Origin of the sequence: Chryseobacterium sp. MYb264 (assembly GCF_035974275.1) — a bacterium.
Taxonomy (GTDB): Bacteria; Bacteroidota; Bacteroidia; order Flavobacteriales; family Weeksellaceae; genus Chryseobacterium.
In genome coordinates, this window is the sequence record NZ_CP142422.1 from 2797666 (window position 1) to 2812858 (window position 15193).

A 15193-nucleotide genomic window follows, 5' to 3' on the forward strand; every position below is an offset into this window, starting at 1 on the left:
ATCGTATGAAAAGATGGTACCTTTATCCTTTTTCCCTCGGTTATCATTTGGTCACGGGTTTCCGAAACACAATGTATGATCTGGGAATATTTAAATCAACGAAATTCAAAACACCGATTATTTGTGTCGGTAACCTTTCTGTGGGCGGCAGCGGGAAATCGCCAATGGTGATGTATCTCGCCCAATACCTGTCTAAACATTACAGAACAGGTGTACTTTCGCGCGGTTACGGAAGGCTGACCAAAGGTTATGATGTGACGAACTACGAAAGTAACTATAAAATGGTGGGTGATGAAGCCATGCAGTTGTTTGAGCGCTTCAAAAACCGTTTTGTGATTGCTGTCTCTGAAGAGAGAGTTCCGGGCGCCAAAAAAGTAATTGAAGATATGGATCTCGATGTTCTGGTACTGGATGATGCCATGCAGCACAGAGCGATAAAAGCAGGATTCAATATCATGATGACGGATTTCAACGATCCTTATTTTAGAGACTATCTGCTTCCTGCAGGAGATTTGCGAGAATCGAGAGCGGGTGTAAAAAGAGCAGACATCATTATGGTAAGCAAATGCCCTGATGAACTGACGGAGGAAACCAAGCAGTATTATGTTTCGAGAATAAGACCAGACCGTACCCAAAAAGTATTCTTTTCATCCATCGGGTATGACGAAAATGTATACGGAAGAGAAAAAATGCTTCCTGACAACAACCTGAATTATTACGATATCCTTCTGATTACCGGAATTGCCAACCCGACGCCGCTTATTCAGCAACTTGCTAAATTTACGAAAAGGGTAAAGCATCTGAAATTCAGGGATCATCATAATTTTTCTGAAGACGATATCAAAAAAATCGTCACGGAATATAAAAAACTGGGAGAATATAAACTAATCTTAACAACGGAGAAAGATTATGTTCGTCTTAAATCTTTTGACTATCTTAGAGATATTCTTTACTATTGGCCTATCAATGTCATTATTGATAAGAAGGAAGAATTTGATCAAATCATCTTAGATTATGTTAGAAAAAATTAAGGCGACGGCAGATTTCATTAAAAACACGATTCAGGACACCCCTGATTTTGCGATTATTTTAGGTTCCGGACTGGGAAAACTTCAGGATGAGGTAGAAGCCCTTCACATACTGGAATACAAAGACATTCCGAATTTTCCGCAAACCACGGTTACGGGACATAGCGGAAAGCTGATCTACGGAATTCTGGAAGGTAAAAAAGTGCTGATGATGAGTGGCCGTTTTCATTATTATGAAGGTCATTCCATGGAAACAGTAACTTTCCCGATACGTGTTTTCAAATTGCTGGGAATTCAAAATCTTATCCTTTCCAACGCTTGTGGCGGAGTAAATCCTGACTACAGTGTGGCGGATATCGTGATCTTAAAAGATCACATCAACATGATGCCTGAGCACCCGCTTCGTGGCAAAAATATCGATGAATTGGGACCTCGTTTCGTAGATATGAGTGAACCTTACAACAAAAAAATGATTTCAGTTGCCGAAAAGGCAGCTCAGGAAAACAATATCAACATTCATCAGGGAGTTTATGTAGCATTGCAAGGTCCAACCTTTGAAACGCCTGCGGAATATGGAATGATTAAAGCCATCGGTGGTGACATGGTTGGAATGAGCACCGTTCCTGAAGTTATTGTAGCCAAGCATATGGAAATGGATTGTTTCTGTATTTCCGTGATCACCGATTTGGGCGGTTCCGATATTGCCTTTGCCGTTTCTCATGAAGAAGTTCTGAATGCTGCGAATAAAGCAATGCCGAATGTAATTGCACTGGTGAAAGGCCTGGTAAAAAATTATCAGTAAGCCTTTATAGAAAACCTCAATCTCTTAAATTTTTACTAAATAATAAGAAACCAGTTTCAAATTGCGTTTCATTGTTTAGATTTGCATAAAATGAAACTGAAAAAATGAGAAAGTTACTTTTAATTTTAATGATAAGCATTTTCGGGCTAAGCTATGCGCAGGAGGTTCCGAAAGTTTTAAAAACTAGTTTTTCTAAAGAAGCTTTGGCTCAGAAACTGGAAAACAAAGAAGGAAAAACTGTAACAATACAACAAATTCTTGATCAGCATAAAGGAAAAGTTCTAGTGATCGATTTCTGGGCCGGATGGTGCAGAGATTGTTTAAAAGCACTTCCTAAAGCTAAAGAACTGGAGGAAAGTAATAAAAATATTGATTTTGTATTCCTTTCACTAGACCGTTCGAGAGAAGGTTTTGAAAAAAGTCTTGAACGATTTGAAATGAAAGACAAAGAGAATTATTGGTTTTCCACAGGTTGGAAAAATGCTTTCAACAATTATATTGACCTGAACTGGATTCCTAGATATATGGTGATCGATCAGAAATCAGCGATTGCAAAATATTATGCTATTTCTCCGGAAGATCCTGAAATCCAAACAACAATTAATAAATTACTTAAATAAGTTTAAAGGCTAAGGTTGAGGTTTTAGGTCAATACCTAAAATCTAAATCCTGCAGTCTAATAAAATATTGAATCCATATCTTTGCGGTATGGATTTTTCTTTTCCCGTTCGCAAAATCATTCATGTTGATATGGACGCATTCTATGCATCCGTAGAGCAGCATGATGATCCTACTCTGAAAGGGAAACCTATTGCCGTGGGAGGCCAGCATCGTGGTGTTGTTGCTGCGGCAAGTTACGAAGCCCGAAAATTTGGAGTTCGTTCTGCAATGCCCAGTAAAACAGCCAAAGAAAAATGCCCGCACCTGATCTTTGTCCCGCCGCGTTTTGCCCGTTATAAAGAAATTTCAAAAAAAATTCGGGAAATTTTTCACGAATACACCGATCTGGTAGAACCTCTTTCTCTGGATGAAGCCTATCTGGATGTTACCGAAAATAAAAAGGGAATAGAATCTGCCAATCAGATTGCTAAAGAAATTCGTCAGAAAATTTTTGAAGCCACAGGATTAACTGCTTCAGCCGGAATTTCCGTCAATAAATTTTTAGCTAAAGTGGCTTCAGATATTAATAAACCAAACGGACAGAAAACGATTCATCCCGACAAGCTTGAGGAATTTCTCGAAGAATTACCCGTTGAAAAATTTTATGGTGTCGGAAAGGTTACAGCTAATAAAATGTTCAGCCTTGGAATTTATAAAGGAAAGGATTTAAAGAAAAGGTCGATAGAAGATCTGACAAGAATGTTCGGAAAATCTGGTGGATATTATTACAATGTTGTTCGCGGAATTCATAACTCCGAGGTAAAACCTCATCGGATACAGAAAAGTGTAGCGGTGGAGAGAACTTTTTTTGAAGATCTTTTTGATGAGCAGCAGGTCAACGAAAAACTGGAAAGTTTAAGTGACGAACTTCATACCCGACTGCAGAAAAATAAAATATTGGGACGAACTTTAACGCTGAAAATTAAATATAAAGATTTCTCGCTTTTTACACGAAGTATAACTAAGGAGGAATACTTTACATCACCTGAAGAATATTTCAAAACTGGAAAAAAACTTTGGGAACTGAGACCATTCGACAAACCTGTCCGTTTGCTGGGTTTATCGTTATCGCACCTCAACACGGAAGAAAAAAAACAGGTTTCCGTTCAACTAAAAATCCCGTTTTCAGAATTTGAGAATTGATAATCTCGATTTTTTTCGCTAAATTGTTAATACCAAATTTTACAATTTATGAATGAAACGATGATTCAGTTTTTCCACTGGTATTCAGACGGGGATGGAAAGCTTTGGAAAGAGGCAGAGCAGAACGCAGATTATTTATCAGAATTAGGAATCACTTCGGTGTGGTTTCCGCCTGCTTACAAAGGCGCAAACGGTGGTCATTCTATTGGCTACGACGCTTATGATCTTTTTGATCTCGGTGAATTCGACCAGAAAGGAACGGTTCCCACAAAATACGGCACCAAAGACGATTATATTAAAGCAATTAAAGCTTTAAAAGAGAAAAATATTCAGGTAATTGTTGATATTGTTTTAGGACATAAAGGTGGCGGTGACGAGCTGGAAACTTTTAAAGCTGTAAAAGTAGATGAAGAAAATCGTGAGAAAATAATTTCAGACGAAATCGAAATTCAATCCTATACCAAATTTACATTTCCCGGAAGAGAAAAAAAATATTCAGATTTTGAATGGAATTTCACTTGTTTCAGCGGCGTAGATTATGCGGAAGGAATGGATTCTCATATCTACAAAATTAAAAATGAATACGGAACCGGCTGGGAACAGATGATCGATGATGAAAAAGGGAATTACGATTATCTGATGTTTAATGATGTGGAACACCGTAATCCTTTTGTGCGCGAAGAGCTTAACAACTGGGCAAAATGGTATTTTGATGAAACCGATTTCGATGGTGTACGATTGGATGCTTTAAAACATATTTCCTTTGATTTTTATAAAGAATGGCTCACTTTATTGCGTTCTAATTCCGGAAAGAATATTTTTGCGGTCGGAGAATACTGGGCACCCGGACAATTAAATTTATTACAAAAATACATTGAAGCCACCGAAGGATGTATGAGTCTTTTCGACAGCTCACTTCACAACAATTTCCATACGGCTTCTCATGAGGGAGGCTCTTATGATCTGCGACGGATTTTTGATGAAACGCTTACCCAAGCAGACCCGCTTCACTCGGTGAGTCTGGTTGATAATCATGATACGCAACCTTTGCAGGATTTGGAAGCTCCTGTTGAAAAATGGTTTAAACCTTTGGCTTATGCACTTATCTTATTGAGAAAAGATGGTTATCCATGTATATTTTATCCCGATTTATACGGTGCACATTATGTGGATAAAGACAGAGAAGGCAATGATCAGGAAATATTTTTGGATAAAGTTGACGGAATTGAAGAACTGTTAAAAGCAAGAAAATACCATGCGTATGGCGAAGAAAAAGATTATTTTGAGGATGCCAACTGTTTGGGCTGGGTTCGTGAAGGCGATGAAGAACATTCAGGATGTGCCGTTGTTTTAAGCAATAAAGAAGCCTACGAAAAACCTATGGAAGTGGGTGAAAAATATATCGGACAGGAATTTTATGATTTCCTGGGAAGATTTGAAAAAACAGTGACCATCGATGAAAACGGTTGGGGAAATTTCCCTGTTCCGGCCGGAAATGTAAGTGTTTGGATACCTAAATCTGAATAAATTAAATACTTAAAAAATATAAAGCATACACAACCAAATGTGTATGCTTTATTTTATTATTAATGATTAGCAAAAAATATGTTGGCAGCTCCACATATCCATCGCCCATTCGCAGCAATAGCCATCTTCATTATAATTGCAACAATGTCTGTTACGAATACCAATTCCGGCTTTTACTGTTTTAAGTTGTTCACGATCGATCTTTTTTAAATTTTGTTTGTTTTTCATGATTGATATATTTTACGTTTAGTCCCTTTAAATATACACAAAATATCACAAAATAATGAATATAATTTAAAAATTATTAAATAAAGGGATATATAATACAATTTTATTCTGTCGAAAAATTTAGTTTTCGAAGGTTTAGAATTTCCGGTAAATCTGTATTGGAAATCTTACCTGTTCGAACAAATTCTGCCCATGCAGAACGAATTTTTTTCCCGTGTTTATCCACCGTTTCCCAAGCAATATCTTTCAGTAAATCTGCCGTTTTCCAAGCTTCTTTATCTGCAAAAATCAGAGGAAGATCAATACAATGAGGAGCACCTAAAGAATTAGTTTTCAATTGAGAATGAATACTGAACAAATAAATATCCCCTCCGGCTTCTGCATAGTTTTCAGCAAAGATCTTCGCCGGCTTTCCATAAATTATGTCAGTGGTTAACCTGATCAGCTTATTTAAAATATTTAAACCAATTCCTTTTCCGAAATATCGGTTCAGTTTTTCTGAAGTTTTTAAATAAAAGGAAGTTTCATCATGATTGAATCCTATCAGCACGTCATATTTTTTTGCAATCTGTTTCCACTTTTCGATCGATTCATTTTCTGAACATAAAGGAGGAAAACCATACTGAATACCAAAAGGCATCGCCGCTTTTAAGCCATACTTCATTACCGACGGAACAAAACTGCGATATTCATCCATCATTTTTAAAACATCTTTTTCATCTTTCAAATGCTCTGTTTTTCTAAGAAATTCTTCAGACATTTTCTGACGGTTATGTCGTAATCCTAACGGTGCACTTTGGATAATTACCCGCTGAAACAACCCTTCTACTCCATCCGAAATCATTAAATGAGCAATGGCATCGCCACCGGAAGACTGTCCTAACAAAGTTACATTTTTGGAATCGCCGCCAAAACCATGAATATTATGATGAATCCATCTTAAAGCTTCAATAATATCAAACAATCCCAAGTTGGGAATTCTATACCCGTTGCCTCCCAGAAATCCAAATAATCCCAATCTGAAAGTAACCGTAACCACGATTATGTTTTGTTCTTTAACCCAAACCGAAGGATTGGAAGTCGGAAGATCTCCACAGCCAATTTCGTGTGACCCGCCATGAATCCAAACTACAATGGGTAGTTTTTCATTTTCATTAATAAACTCCGGACGAAAAACAGAAAGATACTGGGAAGACTCATCAACTTCAAAACTTTCAATATGGGTCGGGCCGATCATTCTTTCAACCAACGGACTGATCGTTTGCGGGCAAACTGGTATTTTTTCAGGGAAAATAATTTCCGAAGGAGAATTTTCTATCGGAACAGGCTTTTGATAACGCTCCGATCGAGCATAGCGAATGCTTTTAGCTTCAATAATTCCATTTTCCTTTAAGGCTAAAATTTTCCCAAAAGGAGTTTGAAAAGTATGAGTTCTAAGATGTTGTTGTGATGTCATGTGATATTGGCTTTTAGCAGTAAGCAATTGGCTTTAAGCTAATTTCAATCACAATTTACGATTTTTTTTGCTAGTTGATGGTTTTTGGTTGATAGTTGCTGGTTTAAGATTCTATCTAAAAAAGCCATTAACTTCCAGCCTCCCGCTTCCGGCTTCCAACCGGCATAAAAAATTAATTCAATGCTTTAAATTCGCTTGGAGAAATTCCAACTTTACTTTTAAACAATCGTGTAAAATGCTGTGGATATTTAAAACCGAGATCGAAAGAAATTTCGCTGATCGATTTCGAAGGAAAGAAAATCTGCTCTTTGGCCACTTCTATCAATTTATTATGAATATATTCCTGTGCGGAAATTCCCAGTTCTTTTTTGATCAGATCTCCGAAATAATTAGCAGAAAGATTGAGCTGTTCAGCAAAATAATTAACCATTGGAAAACCTAGACTTTTAGGTTTGTCAGATTTTAAATATTCATCCAAAGAATTTTCAAACTTACCAATAACGCCCTGATTTACGTGATCTCTAGTCAGAAATTGGCGATCATAAAAACGCATACAGTAATTCAGGAACAATTCGATATTATTTACAATTAAAGATTTGCTGTGCTTATCGATGGATTGTTCTAATTCAAGCTTAATATTTTTAAAACATTCTAAGATAATTTCACGCTCTTTTTCAGAAAGATGTAAGGCCTCGTGAACTTCGTAAGAAAAGAAATTATAGTCTTTTATATTTTTTCCTAGATTGGTTCCTTTAATCAGATCCGGATGAAATATCAAAGCATATCCTCCCGGCTGAACGTAATTTCCGTCATTATTAATTCCGTAGATCTGCCCAGGCGCAATAAAAACCAAAGTTCCTTCCTGATAATCGTAGCTGTGCTTTCCATAATGCATATCGCCGCACATAATATCTTTCAGAAAAACTGTATAAAAACCAAACGTTCTTCTGAACTGGCAGATGGGATCTGACTTTGAAAAATCAATGATACTCACCAGCGGATGCAGGGTTTCATGGTTCGCCATCTTATTATATTCCGAAACGCTGCTATAAACCTCAACCTTTTGATCTTCCATGAAATACACTTTTATTCTTATTCAAAATTACCACTTTCCGGCGGACATTTCACCGTTTCAGTAAAATTGGTAAATCTTTCGGTAATTTATATAAGTATTTTTATCTTTAAACTATCGACTTTTGTATCAGAAAAAATCGAAATATTTAAAATTTAAACGAAACGAAAGACAAATGAGTACATTCACAGTAAAAGCTTACGGAGCTGAATCTAAGACAACGGATTTAAAAGAATTAAATATTGAAAGAAGAGAAGTAACGCCTCAAGATGTAGAAATTGAAATTCTATATTGCGGAGTTTGCCACTCGGATCTTCATACAGCAAGAAATGACTGGGGCGGCTCTATGTATCCTGCGGTTCCGGGACACGAAATTGTGGGAAGAGTTACCAACGTAGGAAGTGGGGTTTCTAAATTTAAAGTTGGAGATCTGGCTGCTGTAGGTTGCATGGTAGATTCTTGTGGCGAATGCGAAAGCTGTAAACACGATCTTGAGCAATATTGCCAAAACGGTTTTACAGGAACTTATAACGGGCACGATAAACATTTGGGCGGACAGACTTTCGGAGGATATTCTCAAAAAGTAGTTGTTGACGAAGGTTTTGTATTAAGCGTGCCTGAAAACTTGGATCTGGCTGCCGTTGCACCACTTCTTTGCGCGGGAATCACAACTTGGTCGCCTTTGAGACATTGGAACGTTGGTCCGAATTCTAAAGTGGCAGTTGTAGGTTTGGGAGGTTTGGGACACATGGCGATTAAACTGGCAAAAGGTTTAGGTGCTGAAGTTACTTTATTCTCAAGGACTCCTGGAAAAACGGAAGATGCTAAAAAATTAGGAGCAGATCACGTGGTGATTTCTACGGAGCAAGATCAGATGGATGCTGTAAAAGGAAAATTCGATGTTATTATCGATACGGTTCCTTACGAGCACGACATCAACCCTTATATGCACACCGTTGCCCTGAACGGAACTTTAGTATTGGTAGGTTTTGTAGGTGAATTTGAAAATGAATCTCCAAGCACAAGACCCATGATTTTCCAACGTCGTTCTGTAGCAGGATCATTGATCGGAGGAATTGCTGAAACTCAGGAATTACTTGATTTCTGCGGACAGCATAATATCGTTTCTGATATTGAATTGATCAAGATGCAGGATATTAACGAGGCGTATGAAAGAATGCTGAAAAGCGACGTAAAATACCGTTTCGTGATTGATATGCAATCTCTATAAATCTTCGTATATTTTAACTGAAAGGCTCTTCATTTTTGGAGGGTCTTTTTTGTTTTTTTAGTTGATAGTTGTTGGTTGATGGTTGATGGTTGATGGTTATTAGTTTACAGTATATTAGTTGTATTACTACATTGTTACATTGCTACATTGCTACATTGTTACATTGCTACATTTCTCATCGTATTTTCCCTCCATGTCTTTAAAAGCCCATTCCGCCATAGAGTGAATTACCGGAATTAATCCTTTTCCGGCTTCGCTTAATTCGTAGGTTACGTGGGGAGGAACAACAGGTTTTGCCGTTCTGATGACCAAGCCATCGTTTTCCAGCTGCTTTAAATGCTGAATCAACATTTTTTCTGTTACAGCAGGAATGGCGCGCTTCAATTCGCTGTATCGTTTATCACCGTTCGAAAGATGATATAAAATAATCGGTTTCCAAAATCCTCCGATTTTCTCCATCACATACGTTACAGGGCATAAATCGAGTGCATATTTTTTATTCTGCTGAATGGTTGAACTTTCTTTAATAGCTGTCATAATTAAACATACTTTAGGGTAAGTACTTGTATAAAAGTAAGTACAAATATACCTTTGTATCAGGAAATAAAAAAATAATTATCAACAAAAAATAAAATTATTATGAAAATTGTAATCACAGGTTCATTAGGAAATGTAGCGAAACCTCTTGCTCAACAATTAATTGCAGAAGGTCATGACATCACTATCATCAGCAGCGATGATGCTAAAAAAGTTGAGATTGAAAACTTAGGTGCAAAAGCAGCAATTGGTTCGATCACCGATGTAAACTTTTTAGTGAACACTTTTCAAGATGCTGATGCTGCATTTTTAATGACTCCTCCGAATATGGGTGGAACGAATATCGTTGAAAATACCATTAATGCTGGGAAAAATTATGCTGAGGCTATCAAGCAAACCGGAGTTAAAAAAATTGTCATGCTAAGCAGCATCGGTGTCGAATCTCCTGTTGAAAACGGACCAATTAAAGGGCTTCATTTTATCGAAAAATTCTACAATGAACTGGAAAATATATCTGTCACTTTCTTAAGAGCCGGATATTTTTATATCAACTTCTTCAATGATATTCCTTTAGTTAAAAATGCAGGAATTATTGGGGCTAATTTTCCTGCAACCGCAACAGTTCCATTGGTTCATCCAACTGATATTGCCAAGGCTGCTGCGAAAGAGTTGATTAACAACGCTGAAGGTAAGAATGTGAAATATATTGTGAGTGATGTTCGCCCAGCTTCTGATTTTGCAACAGTTTTTGGAAGTGCGATTAGTAAACCAGAACTTCCATGGATCGAGTTTAAAGATGAAGATTCTCTGAATGGAATGCTTCAGGCCGGAGTTCCACAGGAAATGGCTGAATTGTATACTGAAATGGGAAGAGGAATCAGAACAGGTGTTGTGCAAAAGGATTTTATTGAGCATGGCTCTGTTGTGAATGGAGAGGTGAAATTGGAAGAATTTGCAAAGGAATTTGCTGATAAGTTTAATGCTTAATTTCTTTTGTCTTGAAACAAAAGAGACAAAAATTCAAGACTTGGAAATTTTCGTTAAAAAATAAAAATCAATTCTAAAATTTCCAAACTTGCGCTAGCTCAAAAACAGTTTTTTAATTCAAAATTTCTGTCGCGCTTCGAACAGTGGAAATTTTTTAACGAATTTATTATTATTTTTCTTAACGCTTCATTTTCCTATGTCATTTTAACCAATTTTCGGCGAGCCTTTGGCTCGCCGAAAATTGATTATCTTTTGATAAATTGATAGGGTTAAAACCCTATCCTATTATAAGTCGTCCTTTCAGGACTCCTTCTATTTCTTCTCTTTCAATATTCCTTTTAAGACCTTGAATTTTCCATCGATCGGCTGATCAATTTTTAATCCTAAAACATCTGCAACTAAAGGATAAACATTAATATTAGCAAATTCATCAATGACCAGATTACTTTTAAATTCAGGCCCCCAGGCAAAGAATGTCGCTTTCATTTCTGGAACTTCTTTTGGATTGTATCCGTGTTTTCCCACAGAAGTTTTCTTTCCTTTTTCCAGGAAGATCTTAGGAGCTTTTGGGATTAATAAAATCTGTCCTATTCGGTTGTATTTATCATCTTCTGTTCCGAAGTGAAGATATTTTGGTAGCTTTTTATCCAGATACACTTCATAATCATCCGTTTTATTTGCCTTCAATTCTTTATAAGCAGTTTTTACATCCGCCGGATTTTTAACATACACTCTTAAAAGAGTCTGAGAATTATAAAAATCAAATTTTTCTTTATTAAAAAGCATTGCCGGAATCTCCAAAGGAGTTCCGCCATCCACTTTTATCATTCCGTGGTCTGAAACAAAAACAAAATTAACGTTCTTCAATCCTAAAGCATGTACTTTCTGAACCAATTCACCAATCGCATTGTCAACCAAATGAACCGCTGCTTCAGTTTCTTTTGTATCCGGACCAAAATGATGTCCGCTTCCATCAACTTCAGGGAAATATAATGAAATAAAATGCGGTCTTTGATCCATCGGTAACTTCAACCAATTCACTACTTTTTCCACTTTTTCAGAGGGTGTAAATTTTTCGTGATAAGGATAATAATAGGTTGGTCTTTTTCCTCCCGCTTCACTCGCAGAACCAACCCACATTAAAGAGGCTGAAACCATTCCCTGTTTTTCTGCCAATGCCCAAAGCGGAGTTCCACCGTACCAGCTTCCATCTTCAGCATTCTCCTTATTGCTCATTGCGTAGGTTTCTTTTCTCTTATAATCGTAGAAAAAATTATCAATCAATCCGTGATGAGAAGGATATAATCCCGTAATTAAAGACCAGTGATTCGGAAAAGTGATGCTCGGATAGCTTGGAATCATTGCTTTTGCCTGAACGCCTTCGTTGGAAAATTTCAACAAATTTTCAGCATTGTATTTTTTAGCATAATCATAACGGAAACCATCGGTTGAGATCATGATTACATAAGGTTTTGTCTGCGCATCAACGCTGTTGTATCGGTTTCGAATAATAACCTGTGCGGTATCCGCTGTAATTTTCTGAGAAAAAACGGAACAGCAAAACAACAATAAGGTAATCTGTATTATTTTATTCATAACTATTTCAAAATCTTTACTAATCTTTGTAAGTCCCCATCTACAGGAGAAATCATTTTTAAATTTAATATTTTTGCAACAAGAGGGTAAATATCCACATTAGGAAATTCATCAATAACAAGTTCTTTTTTAAACTTCGGACCCCAGGCAAAAAAGGTAGATTTCATATCCTGAACAATTGCCGGATCATAGCCATGATTTCCGGAAGGTGATTTTTCATCCTTATCTAAAAAAGTCTTCCCGGGATCCGGAACCAGTAAAATATGACCAATCCTGTTATAATGATCATCTTTTGTACTAAAATGAAGATAGGTTGGAAACTTTTTAGTCAGATAAACTTGATAATTCACATTTTTTTCAGCTTTCAGTTCCCTATAAATAGTTTTCACTTTTTTTGGGTCTTTTACATGCACCCGCAGCAATGTTTGAGAATTATAGTAATCAACATCTCCTTTATTAAGGAGAATTTCAGGTATATCAATACGGTTGTCATTACCAATTTTTGTCATACCATGATCTGAAACAAAAATAAAATTTACGTCTTTTAAACCCAGATCATTCACTCTTTTGACCAATTCCCCTATTGCCTGATCTATCACATGTACAGCATTTTCTGTTTGAGGAGCATCAGGTCCGAAGTGATGCCCATTATAATCGACTTCCGGAAAATAAAGTGAAATAAAATGAGGTCTTTTCTCTTCCGGAATACTAAGCCAGCTAATCACCTTATCTATTTTCTGCAATGGTGAAAATTCTTTATGGTAATGATAATAATAGGTAGGTCTGGTATCTGAAGCATCACTCGCGGAACCGACCCACTGCAACGAAGCACTTATTACATTTTGCTTTTCGGCCAGACTCCACAACGGAATACCTCCGTACCAGCTTCCATCCTCAACATTTTTGCTGTTAGTCATTGCATATCTTTCTTTTCTTTTGTAATCATAAAAAGAATTATCAATCAGTCCGTGATGTGAAGGATATAATCCGGTAATTAAAGACCAATGATTCGGAAAAGTGATGCTTGGATAGCTCGGAATCATTGCTTTTGCCTGAACCCCTTCGTTAGAAAATTTCAATAAATTTTCAGCATTGTATTTTTTAGCATAATCATAACGGAAACCATCGGTGGAAATCATGATTACATAAGGTTTTGTCTGTGCTTCAACACTGTTATACCTGTTAGGAATAACGACCTGTGCGGTATCCACCGTTTCTTTCTGAGCAAAAACTGCCAATGAAAAAATCAACAGTAAAAATTGTACCCCTCGCTTCATTATAAAAATTTGTACAAAGTTAGTTTCTGTATTCCTGACTGAAAAGTTTTATAGATTAAAATAAATTTAAATATAATAGAATCTGAAAAATGTTCATCAATTTGAATTAATGAACACTCATCTTTGCTTAAATATTAAATGAATTCTTTTGTAATTTATTAATTTTCATTTGTTTGATAATCTGATAAACCGAACCCATCATAAAAAGTATAAAAATCACAAGCAAAGTCTTACCGATTAACGGATCATTGATATCTTTAGCCAAAGGATGCCCAACCGGAACTCTTGTAAGAGTTTCATTGACAGTGGGAAGCATTGATAGCAGAAAACTGAACGACATGAGAAAATTCTCAAAATAACGAGCTCTATTATTACCTTTTTTTTGGGTGTGAAGATAAAATGCAGCGGTTACAAGAATCAAAATAATTAAAGATAATACATGTCCTGCATTAAAACCTCCGTGCTTAGAAATTCCTAATGCGGTAAGCGAGGTGATGATTGTAAAATAAAAATAGATCTTACCCGTACTATTTTTCAAATTAATTTTACCGAATCTTACTAATGAAATTAAAGCTGAAACAATGGCAATAACGCCAATAATCGTGTGGAAAATTCCTAAATTTGATAGTCCCATTTTAGTATTTTTTTGAATTTGTTTTCTTTTAAAATTGTATGTCTTAATTAACATTACAAAATTGCATCAGATTCAAAAAAAGTACTTTGCGAATTGGCTCAATTATTTATCATTTTGGTTCAACCGATATTTTGTGGGCGGAACATTATATTTTTCGGTAAAACTTCTGGTAAAATTGGCAAGATCATTGAAACCGCAATCGAAGGCAATTTCAGAAATGCGTTCATCAGAAACTAAAAGTAATTCGGCCGCTTTCTCCAGCTTCTTTGTTTTAATATAATTGGCTGGTGTGTCCTTGTACAGCTTTGTAAATTCTCGTTTAAAAGATGAAACACTTAAATTATTGTGTTGTGCCAATTCTTCAATCGTTAATTGCGAAAATAAATGTGCTTCAATTATTTGCTTGAAAGTATAAGCCGCCGGTGAAAAAAGTTGCGACAGTATGATCTGTATTGCTTCCACATTACGTGTTTGTGAAAGAAGAAGTATGATTTCTTTTAATTTTAAAACTAAAATATCTTCGTTTACCAAAGACGGGTTTTCAAAATAAAATAATAATCCTTCAATATATTTTTGAATCAAAAAATCATTGTTAATCTTTTCAATTGACTTATTTGATACAATATTTTTTTGTGATTTGATTATTAAAGGTAGTTCTTTATCATAAATTTTCTTCAGAATATCGGGATGAAAATTAATAATAAGAATCTCGTTTTTGTTTTCTACATTTTCATTACTTATCTGTTTGTCAGATTTTATACAATTTTGAAATAATGAATGCTTCCCCGGAAGATTTACCTTTTCATCATCAAACTTGTACTGCATTTCGCCTTCCAGCATATATAAAAAACAGGCATTATCTGTGATAGGAAAATCAAATATAAAAGGTGATTTTAAAACCAGTTTATGCAATAAAGGTTTCCCAAATAAGTCATATTGTTGATGGTCTATTATCATAATCCTCTAATTTTATAAAAGAACAGATTTTATATTACAAATGTGGATAAATTTATCA

General features: G+C 35.9%; 15 protein-coding genes. 7 read left to right on the top strand and 8 right to left on the bottom strand.

What is annotated here, in order from left to right; translation table 11 throughout:
• The first annotated feature begins 5 nt into the window (after nucleotides 1-5).
• The 5 genes from lpxK (at nucleotide 6) to VUJ46_RS11955 (ending at nucleotide 5160) form a co-directional block, all read left to right on the top strand.
• The gene (lpxK, locus tag VUJ46_RS11935) at nucleotides 6-1031 is read left to right on the top strand and encodes a tetraacyldisaccharide 4'-kinase (protein WP_326981002.1); all 1026 of its coding nucleotides are present in this window, start codon (nucleotides 6-8) and stop codon (nucleotides 1029-1031) included.
• Complete coding sequence (locus VUJ46_RS11940) at nucleotides 1015-1830, top strand: purine-nucleoside phosphorylase (RefSeq protein WP_326981003.1); 816 nt, start codon at nucleotides 1015-1017, stop codon at nucleotides 1828-1830. Before lpxK ends, VUJ46_RS11940 begins: the two co-directional genes overlap by 17 nt.
• 104 nt (nucleotides 1831-1934) lie before the next feature.
• On the top strand, nucleotides 1935-2450 hold the full coding sequence (locus tag VUJ46_RS11945) for a TlpA family protein disulfide reductase (protein ID WP_326981004.1): 516 nt from the start codon (nucleotides 1935-1937) through the stop codon (nucleotides 2448-2450).
• An 88-nt stretch (nucleotides 2451-2538) separates the two neighbouring features.
• Nucleotides 2539-3633, top strand: a complete 1095-nt coding sequence (gene dinB / locus VUJ46_RS11950; RefSeq protein WP_326981005.1) for a DNA polymerase IV — start codon at nucleotides 2539-2541, stop codon at nucleotides 3631-3633.
• 48 nt (nucleotides 3634-3681) lie between these two features.
• On the top strand, nucleotides 3682-5160 hold the full coding sequence (locus VUJ46_RS11955; protein ID WP_326981006.1) for an alpha-amylase: 1479 nt from the start codon (nucleotides 3682-3684) through the stop codon (nucleotides 5158-5160).
• Nucleotides 5161-5226: 66 nt separating this feature from the next.
• On the opposite strand, the gene VUJ46_RS11960 is transcribed toward VUJ46_RS11955, so the two are convergent.
• The 3 genes from VUJ46_RS11960 to VUJ46_RS11970 all read right to left on the bottom strand — a co-directional run bounded on the left by VUJ46_RS11960 (nucleotide 5227) and on the right by VUJ46_RS11970 (nucleotide 7919).
• Complete coding sequence (locus tag VUJ46_RS11960; RefSeq protein ID WP_326981007.1) at nucleotides 5227-5388, bottom strand: bacteriocin-like protein; 162 nt, start codon at nucleotides 5386-5388, stop codon at nucleotides 5227-5229.
• 103 nt (nucleotides 5389-5491) lie between these two features.
• Nucleotides 5492-6844: a carboxylesterase family protein gene (locus VUJ46_RS11965; RefSeq protein WP_326981008.1), complete on the bottom strand. Its 1353-nt coding sequence runs from the start codon at nucleotides 6842-6844 to the stop codon at nucleotides 5492-5494.
• 172 nt (nucleotides 6845-7016) lie between these two features.
• On the bottom strand, nucleotides 7017-7919 hold the full coding sequence (locus VUJ46_RS11970) for a helix-turn-helix domain-containing protein (RefSeq protein ID WP_326981009.1): 903 nt from the start codon (nucleotides 7917-7919) through the stop codon (nucleotides 7017-7019).
• A gap of 172 nt (nucleotides 7920-8091) precedes the next feature.
• Here VUJ46_RS11970 and VUJ46_RS11975 point away from each other — a divergent pair, with 172 nt between their 5' ends.
• Entirely contained in the window at nucleotides 8092-9147 is a 1056-nt protein-coding gene (locus tag VUJ46_RS11975) for an NAD(P)-dependent alcohol dehydrogenase (protein WP_326981010.1), read from the top strand.
• 150 nt (nucleotides 9148-9297) lie between these two features.
• On the opposite strand, the gene VUJ46_RS11980 is transcribed toward VUJ46_RS11975, so the two are convergent.
• Nucleotides 9298-9684: a winged helix-turn-helix transcriptional regulator gene (locus VUJ46_RS11980; RefSeq protein ID WP_326981011.1), complete on the bottom strand. Its 387-nt coding sequence runs from the start codon at nucleotides 9682-9684 to the stop codon at nucleotides 9298-9300.
• 102 nt (nucleotides 9685-9786) lie between these two features.
• Between VUJ46_RS11980 and VUJ46_RS11985 the strand changes: the two genes are divergently transcribed.
• Complete coding sequence (locus VUJ46_RS11985; RefSeq protein ID WP_326981012.1) at nucleotides 9787-10671, top strand: NmrA family NAD(P)-binding protein; 885 nt, start codon at nucleotides 9787-9789, stop codon at nucleotides 10669-10671.
• Between the two features lie 312 nt (nucleotides 10672-10983).
• On the opposite strand, the gene VUJ46_RS11990 is transcribed toward VUJ46_RS11985, so the two are convergent.
• The 4 genes from VUJ46_RS11990 to VUJ46_RS12005 form a co-directional block, all read right to left on the bottom strand.
• Nucleotides 10984-12267, bottom strand: a complete 1284-nt coding sequence (locus VUJ46_RS11990) for an alkaline phosphatase family protein (protein WP_326981013.1) — start codon at nucleotides 12265-12267, stop codon at nucleotides 10984-10986.
• Nucleotides 12268-12269: 2 nt separating this feature from the next.
• A complete protein-coding gene (locus tag VUJ46_RS11995; protein ID WP_326981014.1) occupies nucleotides 12270-13544 on the bottom strand; it encodes an alkaline phosphatase family protein in 1275 nt (424 codons plus the stop codon).
• A gap of 127 nt (nucleotides 13545-13671) precedes the next feature.
• Nucleotides 13672-14178 carry a hypothetical protein gene (locus VUJ46_RS12000; protein ID WP_326981015.1) on the bottom strand — a complete coding sequence of 169 codons (507 nt, stop codon included), beginning with the start codon at nucleotides 14176-14178 and terminating at the stop codon, nucleotides 13672-13674.
• 102 nt (nucleotides 14179-14280) lie between these two features.
• On the bottom strand, nucleotides 14281-15135 hold the full coding sequence (locus tag VUJ46_RS12005; protein ID WP_326981016.1) for a helix-turn-helix domain-containing protein: 855 nt from the start codon (nucleotides 15133-15135) through the stop codon (nucleotides 14281-14283).
• Nucleotides 15136-15193: the final 58 nt, after the last annotated feature.

Bases quoted from the DNA above. Each gene is read 5' to 3' on its own strand.
- lpxK (WP_326981002.1), top strand. From the start codon at position 6: ATGAAAAGATGGTACCTTTATCCTTTTTCCCTCGGTTATCATTTGGTC.
- VUJ46_RS11940 (WP_326981003.1), top strand. From the start codon at position 1,015: ATGTTAGAAAAAATTAAGGCGACGGCAGATTTCATTAAAAACACGATT.
- VUJ46_RS11945 (WP_326981004.1), top strand. From the start codon at position 1,935: ATGAGAAAGTTACTTTTAATTTTAATGATAAGCATTTTCGGGCTAAGC.
- dinB (WP_326981005.1), top strand. From the start codon at position 2,539: ATGGATTTTTCTTTTCCCGTTCGCAAAATCATTCATGTTGATATGGAC.
- VUJ46_RS11955 (WP_326981006.1), top strand. From the start codon at position 3,682: ATGAATGAAACGATGATTCAGTTTTTCCACTGGTATTCAGACGGGGAT.
- VUJ46_RS11960 (WP_326981007.1), bottom strand. From the start codon at position 5,388: ATGAAAAACAAACAAAATTTAAAAAAGATCGATCGTGAACAACTTAAA.
- VUJ46_RS11965 (WP_326981008.1), bottom strand. From the start codon at position 6,844: ATGACATCACAACAACATCTTAGAACTCATACTTTTCAAACTCCTTTT.
- VUJ46_RS11970 (WP_326981009.1), bottom strand. From the start codon at position 7,919: ATGGAAGATCAAAAGGTTGAGGTTTATAGCAGCGTTTCGGAATATAAT.
- VUJ46_RS11975 (WP_326981010.1), top strand. From the start codon at position 8,092: ATGAGTACATTCACAGTAAAAGCTTACGGAGCTGAATCTAAGACAACG.
- VUJ46_RS11980 (WP_326981011.1), bottom strand. From the start codon at position 9,684: ATGACAGCTATTAAAGAAAGTTCAACCATTCAGCAGAATAAAAAATAT.
- VUJ46_RS11985 (WP_326981012.1), top strand. From the start codon at position 9,787: ATGAAAATTGTAATCACAGGTTCATTAGGAAATGTAGCGAAACCTCTT.
- VUJ46_RS11990 (WP_326981013.1), bottom strand. From the start codon at position 12,267: ATGAATAAAATAATACAGATTACCTTATTGTTGTTTTGCTGTTCCGTT.
- VUJ46_RS11995 (WP_326981014.1), bottom strand. From the start codon at position 13,544: ATGAAGCGAGGGGTACAATTTTTACTGTTGATTTTTTCATTGGCAGTT.
- VUJ46_RS12000 (WP_326981015.1), bottom strand. From the start codon at position 14,178: ATGGGACTATCAAATTTAGGAATTTTCCACACGATTATTGGCGTTATT.
- VUJ46_RS12005 (WP_326981016.1), bottom strand. From the start codon at position 15,135: ATGATAATAGACCATCAACAATATGACTTATTTGGGAAACCTTTATTG.